The following is a 17,210-nucleotide window of genomic DNA, read 5'->3' on the forward strand; positions in this document are numbered from 1 at the left end:
TTAATCTTTTTTCTGAATGAAAGTCGTAATTCAAAGAGTATCCGAAGCCCACGTAAAAGTTGATGGTGAAATCGTAGGTGCAATAAAGCAAGGCTTGCTTTTGCTTATTGGTATTGATGAAGAAGATGAGCAGACCGACGCAACCTGGCTTGTTCAAAAAATCTTTAATCTGAGGATTTTTGGAGATGAGGATGGGAAATTGAACCTTTCTGTATTAGATATTTCAGGAGAGATCCTGTGTATCAGCCAATTTACTTTAATTGCCGATTATAAAAAAGGAAATCGACCTTCTTTCATTAAAGCTGCAAAGCCCGACAAAGCAATTCCATTATTTGAATTTTTTAAAGCGGAATTATCCCGATCTGCACTAAAAACAGAAAGCGGAATATTTGGTGCAGACATGAAAGTTTCTCTACTGAATGATGGTCCTGTGACCATCGTAATGGATTCAAAAACCAAACAGTAGCGTTTTTAGTTTAAAGTGAAGACTTTGATATTCGCAACATTGTTAATTTATAATCTAATCCGTAATATCGGTATGTATTTTGTATTTCTGAATTTAATTTATTGATGTTTTCTTATCAATTTCGCTAATTCATTTAATTTTCAAAAATACCGTTATGGAAAATCTATCTGAGAACCAACCGAACAAAGGCAAGAAATTAGTTTCTAAAAAATCTATTCACGTAGATATGACCCCGATGGTGGATTTAGGATTTTTACTTATCACCTTTTTTATGTTTACGACTACTTTTAGCAAGCCTCACATTATTGATCTGGGACTTCCGGCTGGTGAAGGCGGGACTGAAATTAATTTTAAAAATCAGATGACGTTTGTTTTGGGAAAAGACAACCGGGTTTTTTATTATCAAAAGGATTTAAAAGATCTTTCTGCATCCGATCTGCGAGAAACCAACATGTCGGGAACCAACGTTTCAAAGCTTATTTCTTCCTACAAGAATTCTGCACCGAGTCCAGATAAATTCACGGTAATTATTAAACCCACAGATGACGCCAATTACAAGAACTTTGTAGATATGCTGGATGAAATGACCCTCACAAAAAATGAAAGATACGGCATCTCTGATCTAAAGCCTGCGGAAGAGCAGATTTATATGGCAGCGAGCAAATAATTGTATAATAATAGTTGAAAAATGAGCGTGATTTGACGCTCATTTTTTATTTTTGACCGACTCAATAAAATTCTATGAAAAAAATACTTTTACTTTTATTTTTTACTGCGCTATTTTCCTGCAGTGAAAACGAGAAAAATTCCGAAAAAATAAAAACCGACAGCGAAAAAAGAATTGATTCAGTTAATTCTGTACGGACTAAATACAACGACAGCATTACAGTTTTAAATTCCAGAAATCATTTCCCAGATCTTAGCGGGAAACACAAGTTCACTCATAGTTCCATTTCTAATAACGGAAGTGTAAACTTCAAAAATATCGGTAAAGATCTGTATGAAGTTTCCGGCAGTATAAAATCTGGAAAAAATTATGTTAAGATCGAAGGTGAGATAAAGATGGTTTCAGCAGATTATCTCAATTTCACGGGAAATATCACGCAAAGTCTTCAAGAAAATGAAAACGGTAAAATTGATATTCGATCAAAGAAAACAAGTTTTGCGAAAAAAGGGAGCGCAAATTTCTGGAGATTACAAAACAGGGTCAATTCTTCTGGTTTTGCAGATAATATTGATATCTTTAAGTAAAAATTACTTCAAAGTCCGAACTCAAGAAAATGGATCACTAAAAGAAACAATATGCTGAACTACGAAATATCCGGAAAAGGAAAAGAAAATCTCGTTATGCTCCACGGATTTATGGAGAATTTACTGATCTGGGAAGAAATGGAACCTCACCTTTCCGAAGATTTTACTTTAATAAAAATTGATCTTCCCGGACATGGTTTATCAAAAATCTATAATGAAATTCATACCATGGAATTTATGGCTGAGGAAGTAAAAAAAGTAACTGATCATTTAAAGCTTAAGAATTTTCATTTACTCGGTCATTCAATGGGCGGTTATGTCTCTTTGGTTTTTGCAGAAAAATTCCCGTCGGTTTTAAAAAGTCTAACTTTATTTTTCTCTACTTATTTAGAAGATGACGAGGAAAAAAAAGACCAGCGCAGAAAAAGTTTCAGAGTTATAAGAGAGGCGTTTCCAAAGTATGTAAGTGCGGGAGTTCCTAATTTATTCAGCGCAAACGAAAAGGATATTTTAGAAGGCAAGATAAATCTCGCAAAAGAAATCGCTCTTTCTACAAAGATCGACGGAGTTTTAGCGGCCGTGAAAGGCATGATCGAAAGAACCGACAAAGCATCGGTAATCGAAAATTTTGAAGGAAAAATCTTAATGCTTACCGGAAAACACGACACCGCGATGACCGGCGAAAAAACTATCCAAAATCTTCCGGATAAAACGAATATTAAATCTTACATTGTAGATTGTGGACATAATGGACATTGGGAAAAGCCAAGCATTTGTGCGGAAATCATCAATACAGAACTGCTTCATAATTTACCGAAGCATTTGATCTTTTAGGGAAATAAAAACGAAAAAAAATGATAGAAATAATCTCCAAACTATTAATCGTACTTGTCGCAATAGAGCATCTTTACATTTTGTATATGGAAATGTTCGCGTGGGAAACTTTGGGTAAAAAAACATTCAAAGGTTTATTGAACGCAGAACTTTTTACTCCGACCAAAAGCATGGCTGCAAACCAGGGTTTATACAATGGATTTCTGGCAGCCGGATTAATCTGGTCACTGTTGATATCTGATGAGATCTGGTCCAGAAATATCGCTTTGTTTTTCCTTGGATGTGTTATTGTTGCCGGAACTTATGGTGCCGTTACAGCGTCCCGGAAGATATTTTTTTTACAGGCATTACCCGCAATTCTGGCATTACTGGCACTTCTGTTAAAATAATTTAAAAATCTTCCTGCTCCATTTTTTCTTTAAAGTCGACGATCGTTTCCTCAATACTTTTCATGTACTTGCCACCCGCTGCATTAATGTGACCACCGCCGTTGAAGTATTTTCTGGAAAATTGATTCACATCAACATCATCTTTGGAACGGAAAGAAATTTTGATAAAATCATCATAAAGATCTTCCATAAAGAAGGCAGAAACCTGAGTTCCCATAATGCTTAAGCCATAATTCACAAAACCTTCGGTATCTCCTTTTTGGAAACCGAATTCTTTCAGCTCATCGCGTTTAAGCCAGAGAATGGCTACTTTTCCATCTTTCATCACTTCAATTCTGCCCAAAATCAGCGCCAGAAGATGCAGTCTGGAAATGGTATTGGTATCCCAGGTGTTTGACGTGATCATTGTAGGATCTGCGCCTTTTTCAATAAGATTAGCCACGATCCTGTGCGTATCTGCACTTGTAGAACGAAAGCGAAATCCACCGGTATCTGTCATAATTCCGGTGTAAAGACATTCCGCAATATCTTTGTTCACTAGATCTTCCTCATTCAAAGCCTGTATAAAATGATACACCATTTGCGAGGTTGCCGGAATGGTAACATCAGAATAAACGTAATCGAATGCGTCTGGTTGTTGATGATGATCGATGAGGATTTTCGTAGCTCTTGCTTTCTCGATCCACGGTCCAACTAAATTACCACTTCGATGCGATGCATTAAAATCGAGAATGAAAATAACATCGGCATTATAAATAGCTTCGCCGGCTAACTTTCTCTTGTATTCTGCGATGATCACTTTTTTTGAATCGGGCATCCATTTTAAAAACTTCGGAAAGTCATTTGGAGCGATAACATCGGCTTCTACTCCTTTCTGAGCCAAAAAATGCTTCAATCCTAAACTGGATCCAATCGCGTCCCCATCTGGATTATGATGGGTAATAATTACAATTTTCTTATCGGGAGTGATGAGTTGTCGGATTTCTGAAATTTCTGAGGAAGTAAACATGAAATGGAATCTTTTTGTTGACTACAAAGATAAGGTTTGTTTTGATTTTCGGGGAATGGAACCTTATATAATTTGGTTTCTGTAAACCTGCTAATTGAAAAATTATTTTTTTTGAAGGACAGGGGTTTGATATTTCAGGAAGTTAAAATCAATAATAAAATACGAGGAAAGTAATAAGCTTTGGATAAAAATTCATAGAGTACACAAGGGTTAATTCACTATTGAAATTGGGTTCTTTCAACATTTGTTTATCACATAATGGAGGTAATTTTACGCCACTAAATAACCTTAAAAATATTTACCATGAAAAAACAATTTTTACTTATGTTAAGTTTTTGCGGCGCCATGATGTTCGCTCAAAATGTCAAATCATTCGACGTTAATCACCAGGTGCCAACTAAAAAAATTAGTGTCACGAAGAAAGTTCTAGAAAAACCTGCAGTGAGTTCGCGTGATTATTATGAGAATTTGAATACTCAAAATGCAATTAATCCAAAATTGTACAAACAGGAACTAAACTACGCGACAAACGTCACCTCTCAGAAATTTGAGGCTGGCTTTTCCACCTACGATTCCAATGCAGCTGATGATTTTGTAGTTCCTGCAGGCGTATCCTGGAATATATCTGATATTTATGTAAGCGGGACCTCAACCGGTGTTACTTATCCGGACTCTTACAATGTAACATTTTACGCGAATTCCGGATCAAATTTACCAGCAGCTGTTATAAGAACAGAAAATATAGTTCTTGCAGCGGGATCTATAAGCCCAACCCTGGTTTTAGCAACTCCATTAGTTCTTGCTCCGGGAACCTACTGGGTTTCTGTACAGGCAGCCATGGATTCGAGTGCTGGCGCTCAATGGTTTTGGAATACCTATACTTCAGGGAGTACTTTGGGTGCTCCTTTCGCCTGGACCAATCCAGGAAACGGTTTCGGTACAACATGCAGCACTGGCTGGAATACGGGTTCAATTTGTCTGGCCGGACAACTAACTGATCTTCAGTATTCTTTGAATGGAATCGTTGTCGCTCCCTGTAAAACAATCACGGGTAGAATTTTGACCACAGATCCAACACACACCCCAAGAATAACAAGGGATGGGGTAGCGTCATTATGCGGAACTGCAAAAGCATATCCAGGGGATTTCGGGAGTGCGAATTTTCACTATAAAAGTTATAATGTTCAAAACACCTCTGCTTCACCCGAATGCGTAACGTTCAACTTGACAAATTCAGATCCGAATAGTCTTAATCAAGTTCATTTAGTTGCCTACGCCGGAAGTTTCAATCCTGCAAATATTTCTCAAAACTATTTGGGAGATACCGGGTTAAGTTCCCTTTCAGGAAGTGTTGTAACGATGAGCGTAACGATTCCAGCAAACACAACGGTTGTGATTGTTGCAACTGAACCTACAGCCAACACCGTATTTACTGCTGATTTTAAGATTGACGTAATTTCCGCAAACTGTGGCAGCATTCTCAAAACAATAGAGAATCCAAAGGATGGGGTAAGTGTTTATCCAAACCCTACAACCGGCGTTTTGTTTGTGAGTGGAATGCAGCCCAAAAAAGCTGATATTTTCGACAACAGTGGAAAATTAATTCCCGCTAAAATTAGCGGAAGTACCATAGACACCCAAAAGCTTCCAAAAGGAAATTACATTCTAAAAATGGAAGATAAAGATGGAAAAAGTGCAACTACTAAATTCATCAAAAAATAAAGCCATTAATTAGCTGATCTAAGAGGTTTACTCTCAGGAGTAAATCTCTTTTTATTATAAAAACTTAAAATATTGTTTGTGATAAATAAAAACTTTCTTATCTTTGCAATCTGAAAAATAAGATAGGGTTTCACTAAAAATATAAGCAATGCCAAAAAGAACGTTCCAACCATCTGAAAGAAAAAAAAGAAACAAACACGGTTTCCGTTTAAGAATGTCAACACCTAACGGTAGAAGAATACTGGCTGCAAGAAGAGCAAAAGGCAGAAAGAGTTTAACTGTAAGTGCACAACGCGCTAAGAGATAAACTCTGGAACGATCATATAAACAATATGCTTGAAAGTACATTTTCAAGCATATTTTGTTTGTTAAAATTTGCCAAAGTTTAGCGGGACGGGAAAGTTTTTTCTATTTTTGAATCGCTATTGCAGCGATTCTATTTATCAACAACAATCTGAAAATATATGCCACATTCTTATCAGGAAGGCCAGGACGTAATTCATCTAACCAATGCAAAAATTGCACAGAAAAACTTTACTGTTTTAAATGAAGTTAATCTTCACATTAAAAAAGGAAGATTCTGTTACCTTATCGGTAAAACAGGTTCCGGAAAAAGCTCTTTGTTAAAGACGCTTTATGGACATATTCCTTTAAGTTCAGGTCAGGGTAATGTTGCCGGATTTGATCTGGAGAATCTTCGTACATCAGACGTACCCAATTTAAGACGTAAGTTAGGGATCGTATTTCAGGATTTTCAGTTACTACCGGACAGAACGGTAGAAAAGAATCTAAAATTTGTTCTGGAAGCGACTGCCTGGACCGATAAAGTTAAAATGGATGACCGGATCAATGAAGTTCTTGCAAGTGTAGGAATGAAATCGAAAAAGCATAAAATGCCACACGAACTTTCCGGAGGTGAACAACAAAGGGTCGCCATCGCGAGAGCGCTATTAAACCATCCCGAACTGATCCTGGCAGATGAGCCGACGGGAAATCTGGATCCGGAAACCTCAAACGAAATTATGACGCTTTTGAAGCAAGTTGCTTTCGAAAATAACTCTGCTGTTGTTATGGCCACACACGATTATCATATGATTCAAAATTTCCCCGGAGAAGCAATCCGGTGCGAAGATGGAAAAGTGACCGTTTTAGATACGGCTGAGCTTTTTGAATAATAACAAAACTATTTTCAAAACATAAAAAATCCTGTAATTATATTATTGCAGGATTTTTCTATTTAAAGAAACTATCGACAGGACTTTATCTTATATTTCTTTAAATCGTCACTCTATGCTTCTATTAAGAGCAATGAGAATCGACTTTATTAGAATTTAAATATATTTGCTGAAGTCTTATTACGCCAAAAAAACGGGTTGAAGCCCGTTTCTTTTGGATTTTTGTAATAAAATCTATTAATTTAATCTTATCCTTTAAACTGACCCATCGCAATGAATTTATCCTGGCGTTGAGTTTCCAGTTCTTTTCCTGTAAATTTAGAGAAGGCTTTGATATTCTGTAAAATAGAAGTTTTCAAATGATCATAAGCTACTGCCGGATCATATTGCGCTCCACCAAGAGGTTCTTCAATAATCCCATCGATGAACTTTTCTTTTAAAGCATCATTTGGAGTTAGTTTTAAAGCATTTGCTGCATCCTCTTTATGATCCCAGTTTCTCCACAAAATTGAGGAGCAACTTTCCGGGGCAATTACAGTGTACCAAGTATTTTCTAACATATATACTTTATTGCCAACACCAATTCCTAATGCTCCACCACTTGCGCCTTCACCAATAATGTAAACGAAAATCGGAGTTTTAAGCATGGTCATTTCAAAAATATTTCTTGCAATGGCTTCTCCCTGTCCGCGTTCTTCCGCTTCTAAACCAGGATATGCTCCAGGAGTATCGATCAAAGAAATTACAGGAATTCGAAATTTTTCTGCAAGCTTCATTAATCTCAGAGCCTTTCTGTATCCTTCAGGATTGCTCATTCCGAATCTGCGAAATTGTCTTTCTTTTGTGGTTCTTCCTTTCTGTGTTCCGATAATCATGACTCTTTCGCCACCAATTGTCGCCAAACCACCGATCATTGCAGGATCATCGGCAAAATTACGGTCGCCGTGCAATTCTAAGAAACTGTCTTTATCGGTAATTCCTTTGATGAAATCTAAGGTGTAAGGACGATCTGGATGACGCGAAAGCTGCACCCTTTGCCACGGCGTAAGGTTGAGGTATATTTCTTTCTTTTTTTCTATAATTTTATCTTCGATTTGCGAGCAGGCGAGTTTAACGTCTACCCCACTTTCTTCACCTACCAATGAGCAGGTTTGATACTGATCTATCAGCTCTTTAATCGGAAGTTCAAAACTTAAGTATTCCATTTCAGTAATTAAAAATTATGTTTCAAATTTAGGGAAAAATATAGGAAATTAGTAGATATTATTCACCGCATTTCTTATTCTCGCGATACTTTCTTCTTTTCCAAGGATTTGCAAAATATCCGGAACATCGGGACCTTTTAATTCACCAACCAGACATAATCGCAGCGGCATCATTACTTTTCCCATACCCAAACCTTTGCTTTCTGCAAAATCATGAATCTCTTTCTTTAAACTTTCAGCTTCAAAATCAGAATGATCTAATATGAGAATAAACTGAGACATAATTTCTGCTGCAGCTGGACTCCAGGATTTCTTAACCGCTTTTTCATCATATTGCTGAGGTGCTTCGAAAAAGTAAATTCCATCAATATAAATGTCTTTTACAAAAACTGCACGTTCCTGCATAAGCGCAATTACTTTTAATAATTTATCGTCCGTTGCATTCACCAAATCTAGATCCTCCACATTTCGGAGCAAACCTAAAACTTCCTGTGGGGATTTTGTCTTTAGATATTCCTGGTTGAACCATTCTGCTTTTTCTTTATTGAATCTTGCACCGGCTTTATGAACTTTATTCAGATCAAATTCCTGGGTCATTTCTTCTAAAGAAAGAATTTCGCGGTCATTGGCAGGACTCCAGCCTAAGAGCGCAACCATATTGATAAAAGCTTCAGGGAGGTAACCTTCTTCGCGATATCCTTTAGAAACATTTCCAGTTTCAGCGTCGGTAAAATTTAAAGGAAAAACAGGGAAACCAAATTTATCGCCATCTCTTTTGCTCAATTTTCCTTTTCCTTCGGGCTTAAGAATTAATGATAAATGTGCAAACTGCGGTTTCTCCCAACCCATCGCTTCATAAAGTAAATAATGTAATCCTAAAGAAGGAAGCCATTCTTCGCCGCGAATCACATGAGAAATTTCCATTTCGTGATCATCAACAACGTTTGCAAAATGGTAGGTCGGCATCCCGTCGTGCTTTACTAAAACTTTATCATCTAAAGTATTTGTATTCACCGCAGATTTACCACGGATCAGATCCTCCAGATTTAAAATTCGGTCAATGGGCATTTTAAAACGTACGACATAAGGAACTTTTTCCTCGATCAATTTCTCAACTTCTTCTTTTGAAAGGGTTAAGGAATTTTTCAAACGGTTCCTCGTTATATAATTGTAAGCGAAAACATCGCCGTTTTTTTCGAATTCATTTCGAATTTCATCCAGCTCTTCGGGCGTGTCAAAGGCAAGATAAGCGGAATCCGTTTTCAGAATTTCTGCTAAATGTTTATCGTAAATATCACGTCTTTCAGATTGCCGGTAAGGACCGAAAGGACCGCCGTGTACAGGACTTTCATCCGGAATAATTCCACACCAGTTTAATGCTTCCAACACATATTCTTCAGCACCTTCAACAAATCTTGCGGTATCAGTATCTTCGATTCTTAATATAAAATCACCGCCTTGATTTTTAGCAAAAAGATAATCATATAAAGCAGTTCTAACTCCTCCTAAATGTAAAGGTCCGGTGGGACTTGGCGCAAAACGCACTCTTACTTTGCTCATTCTACTTAAAATTTAAGATGCAAATTTAAAGAAAATATTCGCCTTTCATCGGTTTATTTCAGTTGTTTTCCGCTGTTTGATAATGCAACTCTTCAATTGTTTTCGATTAATCAAAAAATCTGAACAGCGTGTTTGATAAAATTACTTATTTTTGCAGGTAAATAATGCAAATATGTTAGAAATTAGCGAAAGGCCTTGGGGGAAATATTACGTTTTAGCAGATGAACCGCATTATAAACTGAAAAAAATTGTGGTGAATCCAGGGGAGCGACTTTCTTACCAGTTTCATCATCATCGCCAGGAATACTGGACAATCGTTGAAGGCAATGCTACTATTATTCTCGATGACAAGGAACTTTCTTTAGCCTATGGCGAAAGCATTTTTATTCCGCAAGGTGCAAAACACCGCATTATGAATCTTACTCAAGATCCCGTAATCTTTATTGAAGTTCAAACCGGAACGTATTTTGGGGAAGATGATATTGTAAGGCTGCAGGATGATTATGCGAGATAATAATTTATAATAGTTTAAAATGCCTTTTAAGAAACTGTATAGACAATTTAAGAAAGATCGAAAATTTAGAAAAAGTTTAAGAAAATTCGATACTAATCTATTTCCTATTGAATTTTTCGAAAATTATAAAATCAGTTTTCAATCTGAAGAAAACGCTTTAGTTTCCATAATAATTCCTATTCATAATCAATTACAATACACTCTTAATTGCCTTTATTCTATAATGCAAGTTGAAGATGGTATTGCCAAAGAAATTATTATTATTGATGATAAAAGCACTGATCAATCTTTAATTTTTTTAAAAAATATCGTCGGAATCACCATTATTGAAAACAAGGAAAATATTGGTTTTCTAAAAAGTGTAAACAAAGGAATTGAAAAATCTACTTCAGAATTTATTTATTTACTTAATAATGACACTAAAGTTTTGCCCAAATACTTAACCAGTCTTTTAGTAGTTTTTAAAAATCATAACGACACGGGTGCAGTCGGTTCAAAACTTATATTTGCAGATGGTACTCTACAGGAGGCCGGCTGTCTAGTTTTCAAAAATGAGGCAATAATTAACAGAGGAGCAACCCAATCTGTAGACGATCCAAAATTTAATTATTTGAAGAAAGTAGATTACTGTTCTGGTTGTAGTTTGCTATTCAGACGAGTTGATCGGCAAGAAAATCTCAATCTATTTGACGAGATCTATTCGCCCGCATATTATGAGGAAACCGATTTATGCATGAGGTTCGTCCATGAACAAAATTTATCCATTTATTACCAACCCAGATCAGAAATTATACATTTTGAAAACATCAGTTACCAAAATAAATCTGAAAATAAAACTAAATTAATCCAGAAAAATCACAAACTGTTTTGGAATAAATGGAAATCTAAAGTTTCACACGAAGCATCGACTGAATCATCAGAGGGAAAACTTACTAGTGATCTTGCTTTCTATGAAAAAACAGTACTTTTAGTGGAGGAATATCTACCAAAGTACGACCAAGATTCTGGTTCCAATCGCTTTACAGAAATTGTAAAAATTTTAGTCAAAAATAAATGCAAAGTCTATTTACTAGTAAAAAATATTAATGTAGAAAATGATATTACTTACATTTCGCTATTCGAAAGTATGGGCGTAGAGGTTTTAAGAGAGTTTGTAACCCCCAAAGGTACTATTGAAAGAGTTGACAAACAAATTGCGTCACTGGGTAAAACTTTTGATTATATCTGGGTTTTTCGTCCAGAAGGTTACAAGTATTATGAAAATTTCTTAGCTAAAGCAGACTTGAAAGCCAAGATCATCTATGATATGGTCGATTTACATTTCCTCAGAATTGCCAGGGAAACTGATTTTATTGAAAAATCAAAAAATCAACTTAAAATAGAAAACGAAGTCAAAGAATTAGAACAAAAGGCATTGAAAGAATCGGATCTTGTTGTGGCAATAAGCGATATCGAAAAAGACATTATTGTAAAATTAGGGATTGATCAGGAAAAAATATCTATCGTTAGTAATATTCACAATGTTAAAAAAAACATAGAAAAACTTGATTTTGAAGATAGAAATGATCTGATCTTTATCGGTGGGTTTTATCATCAGCCTAATGTTGACGCAGTTTTATATTTAAACAAAGAAATCATGCCTCTGGTTTGGAAAAAGAATCTAAATATAAAAGTTAAAATTATTGGAGGTAATTTACCTGAAGAAATAAAAGCGCTTCATAGCGAGACATTTCAGATTCGAGGATATCAAAAAGAGATCGATAATTATTTTCTGTCGGCAAAAGCATTTGTTGCACCATTGCGTTACGGCGCTGGTGTGAAAGGAAAAATAGGTCAAGCTTTAGAATATAAATTACCAGTAATTTCTACAACAATTGGAGTTGAAGGAATGATGCTGAACCCTAATGTCAACGTATTAGTTGCAGATACTGATGATGCTCAAACATTTGCAAATCATATTTTGCAACTCTATGAAGATGAGTCGCTGTGGAAAACACTTCATGAGCATAGTGAAGAAGGACTCGAGTATTTTTCAGTAAAAAAGCAGGAGCAAAATATTAGAAAACTTTTAAAACTTTAAAAAAGCTATTGTATTATCCTTTTTATCCAACTTTCAAAAGAGTAATATTTAATAACTTCAAGAGGAGTTTCATAATAAGGAACCTTCAGAAAATCTCCAACATTCTCATAATTATTATCTAAAATAAAAATATTGTTCGGGTGATAAAAATCGTAATTTTTCACCATCAAATTATCGGTAATAATCTTTTTCTTATAATACATTCCTTCAAAAAAACGAATAGACAATCCAGCGTGTCGAGGATCTACAAAATCCAAAATAATATCTGATTTCTTAACCAACTCCAGGTTTTCAGCAAAACTTATCCGATTTTTGATATATTTTATGTTCGGATTTTTATCTTCATTTTTATCAAATTCTTGTAAATAAAAATTGAGTAAAATATTATTTTCAAGAGCAAACTGAACAAATTTATTAATCTTATTTCTTCTATTCTCCCAATCTAAACCGACAAAATAGAAGATCGGAGCGGTGTTTTTTTGTATCGATTGTAATGATTTGAAATTATCGAAATCAAAGTAAAAATTGGTTATTTTCTTTACATTTACAACATCCTTTACCTCTTCAAAACAAAAAAAAGAATCAAAAAGAGAAAAATAATTCTTTACTTCAGGGAATTTCTCGATCCCATCCCATTGGTAACCAATTAATTTGGAAGTTTTCATTTTTAACTTTTCAATAAAAGAAATTGGAAACTGATCAGGACGAATAACTAAAATATAGTCATAATTTTCCGTCAACTTATTTGCGATCTTTAAAAATTCTTTTTGTTTAGATTGGGCAACAAGTTTTTTTTTAAAGTTTTTATCTTTTAAAAAAGTTTTTTTAAAAAAATTCAGTAACCTTTCATTTCCTCGATATTTAAAATCAGGGAGTTTATCGGTAATTATGGAAGGTTGAAATCCAGATTTTTTCAGATTTTTCATAAAAAGATCTGGGAAATCTGAATATTCGGGCATTATCAATAGAAAAGTTTTAGGAGTTACCATTTATTTTAAGAAATAGGAAATTGTGAGGACGTTTTTAATTTTTCTAAGACTATTCACCGGGTTTCGAAAGAAATATTTTTGAATAATACTAAAGTCTTGCAAAGACAATTTATTAATCGTTTTGTAATAGAGTTCATTGTTTTTGGATAACACACGCTCTTTCCCTAAAGCGATGTAACTGTTCTTTAAAGCTGACTCTAATTTCAAAATGACTTCGTTGCTTAATTTAGATCGATCTCTAATAGCAAAATCAAGAAATATTTTTTTTATATAAACCGCATACCAACTTGCAATAATATTAAAGCGGCCGTGCTTAGAATATTTTTTAATAATTTCCTCCATCACTTGAATATAGGATTCTAAATTTCGGTCACTTACATTTTTTGTGATAGAATCATGGTTGTCAATTCTGTAAATATACGTTTCGTTATTTATAAACTTTACATTTTTAGCTAAAAGCATTGTTTCAAAAAACCACAGTTCGTCTTCATGTAAAATACCCGATTTGAAACGAAGCTTATTTTCATCAATAAAACTTTTTCTATACAATCTATTTTGCGCCACAGGAGTAAGGCCGGATTCCATGGTTCTGCGTAAAACTTCAAAATGATTGTTTTGAAATGTGATCGTGTCTTCTTTCGGATGAATTAATATTGCTCCTTTGATCATATTATCCTTAGAAAATGCTGAACAAGTAGTAATACCAGTAATTATATCATTATTTTTAAATGACGCAACCAAAGTGCTTATTGCATTATTGCTCAAAATATCATCCGAATCTAAAAAAAATAAAAATTCTCCGTTTGCATTATCTATTCCTCTATTTCTAGTAGTAGATAGACCCAAATTCTCTTGTGTGAAAACACGAACTCTAATTTCTTTTGAGCTAAAACGTTGTATTATCTCTAAGGTATTGTCCTTACTGCCATCATTAATTAAAAGACATTCCCAATTTTCATAATCTTGTAATAAAACAGAATTGATACAAGCTTCAAGATATTTCTCCACATTATAACAAGGGATAATAATAGAGACAAGAGGTTTTTTTATCATTTTTTTGAAACTAGTTTCGCATATAGACTTGGATAATAGTAGTATAATCTTATATAAAAATAATATTCTACACCTATTTCTTTAACTGAATATTTAAGAAAAGATTTAAATGATTGCCTAATTTGTTCTTTCTGAGGCTGCATTTCTTCTTTGGTCGTATTTCGAATGATACGTTTAAGTACCATCAAAAGTTTCCTAATAATATTTTTTGTGATACTTTCCTGATTGTTGACCTGTGTTGTGTTTTGCCAAAAGGTGAAGACCTCCATGATCGCTAAATAGAAATAATAAGCAGTTGCCGGCGAAAGATTGTGAGAAAGACTGTCTTCATGTTGAATGTAATGATAAAGTTTTTCATCAGATCTAGCAACCTTTACGGCCTTATCAAAAATCTTGAAAAGTGTTGAATAATCTTCAAAACATTTCAAGTTTTCAGGAAAACTTACATCTTTTAAAAAATTGGCTTTGTATAATTTCCCCCAGGGATGACTTTGTATCACTTCGTCCTCCAACAATAGGATTAAAGCTCTTCTTCCATCATACACTTTATCCTTCGAAATCGGTTTGTTAAAAACAACCTTTCCGTTTTCATCTTCATAAGATGCTTCAATAATGGCAATATCAGCATTTTCGGTAAACAGTAAATTATAAAGAACTGAACAATAATCATTTTCAACCCAATCATCGGAATCTACGAAACAAATGTATTCTCCTGCAGCGACTTTAATACCTTTATTTCTCGCTTTCGAAACACCTAAATTTTGCTGTTTGAAAAGTTTTATACGTTCATCTTTACGCTGAAATTCTTCGCAGATATTTGCAGTTCCATCGGTGGAGCCATCATCAACGATAAGTATTTCTAAATTAAGGTAAGATTGTTGACTCACCGAAATAAGACATTTCTCTAACGTTTGCTCGGCGTTATAACAAGGAATGATCAGACTTATTAATGGAAAATTATTCATAAGAGTTGCAACTGTCTACATCAGAGCGAAAGACCATCCTTGATATTTTTTGAGTAAAAAGAAAGTCTCTAAAAGACAGCGATGCTTTGCGGATATTTATTCTGCAATTTAATTGAAAATATCAAAACAAACAAATTCTTAAAAACCCATTGTTTTGTTCTAAATTTGAACGATATAAAAATAATTTAGCATACTACCACAGGCTTTTAATAAATAATTTCACTAACATGAATGTTGTATACCTACTATTTGGCAATAATATGGATCACTATCAGCAGGTTTATTTTTCAATTTATACCTTCTGCGCTTATAAAAATAATGAAGATAGAATTATAGTTATCGCAGAGAATCCTTCTTTGTTCAGCTCTTTAATAGATCATGTAGAAGTTATCCCTATCAACAGCGATGATGTAAAAGAATGGGAAGGAAAATACCATTTTTTCTGGCGGGTGAAAATTAAAGCTCTTCAGCTGGTCGCCAAAAAATATCCTTTGGAGTCCATTGTCTATTTAGACGGCGACACTTTCTTTTATAAAAATGTAGATGCGATGCGTACTGGCCTTAAAAATGGGCAGAATTATATGCATCTTGAAGAAGGAAAACTTTCCGCACTTTCTTCGAAAACCGAAAAGTTGATGTGGCGACAAATGAAAGGCAAAACCTATCATGATACTAAAATAGATGGAAGTTCTGCAATGTGGAATGCAGGACTGATTGGGATTTCTAACAAACATCTCGAATGTCTTGAGTCAACTTTAAAAATTAATGATGCGATGTGTGCAGATGACGTAACCCGACGACTTATAGAGCAGTTTGCTTTCTCTTTGGGTCTTAACAAATATTCAGCCCTGAAATCTGCGGATGATTTAGTGGGACATTATTGGGGAAATAAAAAACAATGGAACAAAATTATTGATCGATTCCTGAAAGAATGTTTTATGAAAAATTATTCTTTTGATGAAATTATCGAACACGTAAAGGAAATGGATCTTACACAAAACGCAATTCGGGTAAAAGACTCCAATACTCAGAGAAGATTAAAACAATTTGTTGACCGATTTTTTCAGAACAAAAAATCTGTTTACTTAAAAAAATAAAATCTTTATCTGTAAAAAACAGTAATTCAACTAATTAATTGGAATTTAATATTTAGATTCAATTCCCAACAAATACATTTTTAATGATTAACTCTAAATAAAAAAATGAACGAAATTTCTTTCGATCATTTTTAAATACTGCTCACTTATTATTTTTTAAACTTCTGTAGGTCTCATTAACATAAAGACTTTGTAGGTAACTTATTTTCAGTCCGTCAATTCCGTCTAAAAAGCCCAACTTTAAAAAATAAGTTTTCACGAAATTTAATGCAACTTTTCCCCAATGCGTAAAAACTGAATATTTTTTTCCTTTATCACGAAGTTCACTTCCTTTTAATAAACCATAATAGCGCATTTTCATTTTGAATTGTTCATAATTCTCAAAAGAATAATGACTTAATTTATTTTTAAGAATTCCGATTGTACCTTTTACCTGAAGCGTTTCATGAACTTTTTTTTCTGCGATATATCTGCATTTACTTCGTCGGAAAAGTCGAAAATTCTTATCGTTTTGTGTTCCTGAAAAGTGAATCGGTTTTCCAGCGAAATAAAATTTGCGATAGAAATAATAAGCATCTTTTTTATCAGACTTATTCAGTTCTGCAATAATCTCCCGTCGAAGTTCAGGCGTTATTCTTTCATCACCATCTAAGAAAAGAACCCAGTCATTCTTAGCAGCATCCAAGGCTATATTTCTCTGTTTAGTAAAATCATCAAATGCATGTTCAATGATTTTAACCTTTGGGTTTTCTTTAGCGATGGTAACTGTTCGATCAGAACTGAAAGAATCAACGACGATAATTTCATCACAAATAGAAAAATCATCAAGAACTTCCCGAATATTTTTTTCTTCATTAAAGGTGATGATCAGACCACTGACTTTTTCTTTCAGTTCCAAAAT

General features: G+C 34.3%; 18 protein-coding genes. 11 read left to right on the forward strand and 7 right to left on the reverse strand.

Annotated elements, in window-relative coordinates; all coding sequences use genetic code 11:
- The first annotated feature begins 16 nt into the window (after nucleotides 1-16).
- The 5 genes from dtd (at nucleotide 17) to ACZ9HT_RS11170 (ending at nucleotide 2,940) form a co-directional block, all read left to right on the forward strand.
- The gene (dtd, locus tag ACZ9HT_RS11150; RefSeq protein WP_476040571.1) at nucleotides 17-466 is read left to right on the forward strand and encodes a D-aminoacyl-tRNA deacylase; all 450 of its coding nucleotides are present in this window, start codon (nucleotides 17-19) and stop codon (nucleotides 464-466) included.
- Nucleotides 467-620: 154 nt separating this feature from the next.
- Nucleotides 621-1,133, forward strand: a complete 513-nt coding sequence (locus ACZ9HT_RS11155) for an ExbD/TolR family protein (protein WP_476040572.1) — start codon at nucleotides 621-623, stop codon at nucleotides 1,131-1,133.
- Nucleotides 1,134-1,207: 74 nt separating this feature from the next.
- Complete coding sequence (locus ACZ9HT_RS11160; protein WP_476040573.1) at nucleotides 1,208-1,717, forward strand: hypothetical protein; 510 nt, start codon at nucleotides 1,208-1,210, stop codon at nucleotides 1,715-1,717.
- A 51-nt stretch (nucleotides 1,718-1,768) separates the two neighbouring features.
- Nucleotides 1,769-2,551 carry an alpha/beta fold hydrolase gene (locus ACZ9HT_RS11165; RefSeq protein WP_476040574.1) on the forward strand — a complete coding sequence of 261 codons (783 nt, stop codon included), beginning with the start codon at nucleotides 1,769-1,771 and terminating at the stop codon, nucleotides 2,549-2,551.
- Between the two features lie 23 nt (nucleotides 2,552-2,574).
- On the forward strand, nucleotides 2,575-2,940 hold the full coding sequence (locus ACZ9HT_RS11170; RefSeq protein ID WP_476040801.1) for a DUF1304 domain-containing protein: 366 nt from the start codon (nucleotides 2,575-2,577) through the stop codon (nucleotides 2,938-2,940).
- A 1-nt stretch (nucleotide 2,941) separates the two neighbouring features.
- On the opposite strand, the gene ACZ9HT_RS11175 is transcribed toward ACZ9HT_RS11170, so the two are convergent.
- Complete coding sequence (locus ACZ9HT_RS11175; RefSeq protein ID WP_476040575.1) at nucleotides 2,942-3,949, reverse strand: DHH family phosphoesterase; 1,008 nt, start codon at nucleotides 3,947-3,949, stop codon at nucleotides 2,942-2,944.
- 303 nt (nucleotides 3,950-4,252) lie between these two features.
- Here ACZ9HT_RS11175 and ACZ9HT_RS11180 point away from each other — a divergent pair, with 303 nt between their 5' ends.
- From ACZ9HT_RS11180 to ACZ9HT_RS11190, 3 genes are all read left to right on the forward strand, one after another.
- On the forward strand, nucleotides 4,253-5,671 hold the full coding sequence (locus tag ACZ9HT_RS11180) for a T9SS type A sorting domain-containing protein (protein WP_476040576.1): 1,419 nt from the start codon (nucleotides 4,253-4,255) through the stop codon (nucleotides 5,669-5,671).
- Between the two features lie 148 nt (nucleotides 5,672-5,819).
- Nucleotides 5,820-5,978 (forward strand): 50S ribosomal protein L34, encoded by a 159-nt coding sequence (gene rpmH / locus ACZ9HT_RS11185; RefSeq protein ID WP_290219627.1) that lies wholly within the window; start codon nucleotides 5,820-5,822, stop codon nucleotides 5,976-5,978.
- 157 nt (nucleotides 5,979-6,135) lie between these two features.
- Nucleotides 6,136-6,846, forward strand: a complete 711-nt coding sequence (locus ACZ9HT_RS11190) for a cell division ATP-binding protein FtsE (protein WP_476040577.1) — start codon at nucleotides 6,136-6,138, stop codon at nucleotides 6,844-6,846.
- 248 nt (nucleotides 6,847-7,094) lie between these two features.
- Here the strand turns inward: ACZ9HT_RS11190 and ACZ9HT_RS11195 are convergent, their stop codons facing one another.
- Complete coding sequence (locus tag ACZ9HT_RS11195; protein WP_476040578.1) at nucleotides 7,095-8,051, reverse strand: acetyl-CoA carboxylase carboxyltransferase subunit alpha; 957 nt, start codon at nucleotides 8,049-8,051, stop codon at nucleotides 7,095-7,097.
- 48 nt (nucleotides 8,052-8,099) lie between these two features.
- Nucleotides 8,100-9,611 carry a glutamate--tRNA ligase gene (gltX, locus tag ACZ9HT_RS11200; protein WP_476040579.1) on the reverse strand — a complete coding sequence of 504 codons (1,512 nt, stop codon included), beginning with the start codon at nucleotides 9,609-9,611 and terminating at the stop codon, nucleotides 8,100-8,102.
- Between the two features lie 172 nt (nucleotides 9,612-9,783).
- Here gltX and ACZ9HT_RS11205 point away from each other — a divergent pair, with 172 nt between their 5' ends.
- Together ACZ9HT_RS11205 and ACZ9HT_RS11210 are read left to right on the forward strand one after the other, a co-directional pair.
- Nucleotides 9,784-10,125: a phosphomannose isomerase type II C-terminal cupin domain gene (locus ACZ9HT_RS11205; RefSeq protein WP_476040580.1), complete on the forward strand. Its 342-nt coding sequence runs from the start codon at nucleotides 9,784-9,786 to the stop codon at nucleotides 10,123-10,125.
- A 19-nt stretch (nucleotides 10,126-10,144) separates the two neighbouring features.
- Nucleotides 10,145-12,205 carry a glycosyltransferase gene (locus ACZ9HT_RS11210; RefSeq protein WP_476040581.1) on the forward strand — a complete coding sequence of 687 codons (2,061 nt, stop codon included), beginning with the start codon at nucleotides 10,145-10,147 and terminating at the stop codon, nucleotides 12,203-12,205.
- Nucleotides 12,206-12,210: 5 nt separating this feature from the next.
- Here the strand turns inward: ACZ9HT_RS11210 and ACZ9HT_RS11215 are convergent, their stop codons facing one another.
- From ACZ9HT_RS11215 to ACZ9HT_RS11225, 3 genes are read right to left on the reverse strand one after another with little or no spacing between them, the layout of a single operon-like run.
- Complete coding sequence (locus ACZ9HT_RS11215; RefSeq protein WP_476040582.1) at nucleotides 12,211-13,194, reverse strand: WaaS/CpsH family glycosyltransferase; 984 nt, start codon at nucleotides 13,192-13,194, stop codon at nucleotides 12,211-12,213.
- Nucleotides 13,195-14,247, reverse strand: a complete 1,053-nt coding sequence (locus ACZ9HT_RS11220) for a glycosyltransferase family 2 protein (protein WP_476040583.1) — start codon at nucleotides 14,245-14,247, stop codon at nucleotides 13,195-13,197. It abuts the gene before it with no gap.
- Nucleotides 14,244-15,212 (reverse strand): glycosyltransferase family 2 protein, encoded by a 969-nt coding sequence (locus ACZ9HT_RS11225; protein WP_476040584.1) that lies wholly within the window; start codon nucleotides 15,210-15,212, stop codon nucleotides 14,244-14,246. Before ACZ9HT_RS11225 ends, ACZ9HT_RS11220 begins: the two co-directional genes overlap by 4 nt.
- Before the next feature lie 227 nt (nucleotides 15,213-15,439).
- Between ACZ9HT_RS11225 and ACZ9HT_RS11230 the strand changes: the two genes are divergently transcribed.
- A complete protein-coding gene (locus ACZ9HT_RS11230; protein WP_476040585.1) occupies nucleotides 15,440-16,309 on the forward strand; it encodes a hypothetical protein in 870 nt (289 codons plus the stop codon).
- Nucleotides 16,310-16,451: 142 nt separating this feature from the next.
- Here ACZ9HT_RS11230 and ACZ9HT_RS11235 read toward each other — a convergent pair whose 3' ends face one another.
- Nucleotides 16,452-17,207 carry a glycosyltransferase family 2 protein gene (locus tag ACZ9HT_RS11235; protein ID WP_476040586.1) on the reverse strand — a complete coding sequence of 252 codons (756 nt, stop codon included), beginning with the start codon at nucleotides 17,205-17,207 and terminating at the stop codon, nucleotides 16,452-16,454.
- Nucleotides 17,208-17,210 lie beyond the last annotated feature (3 nt).

Source organism: Chryseobacterium sp. UYP7 (genome assembly GCF_056279225.1).

Excerpts from the sequence above, each read along its gene's own strand:
- dtd (WP_476040571.1), top strand. The coding sequence starts at position 17 with ATGAAAGTCGTAATTCAAAGAGTATCCGAAGCCCACGTAAAAGTTGAT.
- ACZ9HT_RS11155 (WP_476040572.1), top strand. The coding sequence starts at position 621 with ATGGAAAATCTATCTGAGAACCAACCGAACAAAGGCAAGAAATTAGTT.
- ACZ9HT_RS11160 (WP_476040573.1), top strand. The coding sequence starts at position 1,208 with ATGAAAAAAATACTTTTACTTTTATTTTTTACTGCGCTATTTTCCTGC.
- ACZ9HT_RS11165 (WP_476040574.1), top strand. The coding sequence starts at position 1,769 with ATGCTGAACTACGAAATATCCGGAAAAGGAAAAGAAAATCTCGTTATG.
- ACZ9HT_RS11175 (WP_476040575.1), bottom strand. The coding sequence starts at position 3,949 with ATGTTTACTTCCTCAGAAATTTCAGAAATCCGACAACTCATCACTCCC.
- ACZ9HT_RS11180 (WP_476040576.1), top strand. The coding sequence starts at position 4,253 with ATGAAAAAACAATTTTTACTTATGTTAAGTTTTTGCGGCGCCATGATG.
- rpmH (WP_290219627.1), top strand. The coding sequence starts at position 5,820 with ATGCCAAAAAGAACGTTCCAACCATCTGAAAGAAAAAAAAGAAACAAA.
- ACZ9HT_RS11190 (WP_476040577.1), top strand. The coding sequence starts at position 6,136 with ATGCCACATTCTTATCAGGAAGGCCAGGACGTAATTCATCTAACCAAT.
- ACZ9HT_RS11195 (WP_476040578.1), bottom strand. The coding sequence starts at position 8,051 with ATGGAATACTTAAGTTTTGAACTTCCGATTAAAGAGCTGATAGATCAG.
- gltX (WP_476040579.1), bottom strand. The coding sequence starts at position 9,611 with ATGAGCAAAGTAAGAGTGCGTTTTGCGCCAAGTCCCACCGGACCTTTA.
- ACZ9HT_RS11205 (WP_476040580.1), top strand. The coding sequence starts at position 9,784 with ATGTTAGAAATTAGCGAAAGGCCTTGGGGGAAATATTACGTTTTAGCA.
- ACZ9HT_RS11210 (WP_476040581.1), top strand. The coding sequence starts at position 10,145 with ATGCCTTTTAAGAAACTGTATAGACAATTTAAGAAAGATCGAAAATTT.
- ACZ9HT_RS11215 (WP_476040582.1), bottom strand. The coding sequence starts at position 13,194 with ATGGTAACTCCTAAAACTTTTCTATTGATAATGCCCGAATATTCAGAT.
- ACZ9HT_RS11220 (WP_476040583.1), bottom strand. The coding sequence starts at position 14,247 with ATGATAAAAAAACCTCTTGTCTCTATTATTATCCCTTGTTATAATGTG.
- ACZ9HT_RS11225 (WP_476040584.1), bottom strand. The coding sequence starts at position 15,212 with ATGAATAATTTTCCATTAATAAGTCTGATCATTCCTTGTTATAACGCC.
- ACZ9HT_RS11230 (WP_476040585.1), top strand. The coding sequence starts at position 15,440 with ATGAATGTTGTATACCTACTATTTGGCAATAATATGGATCACTATCAG.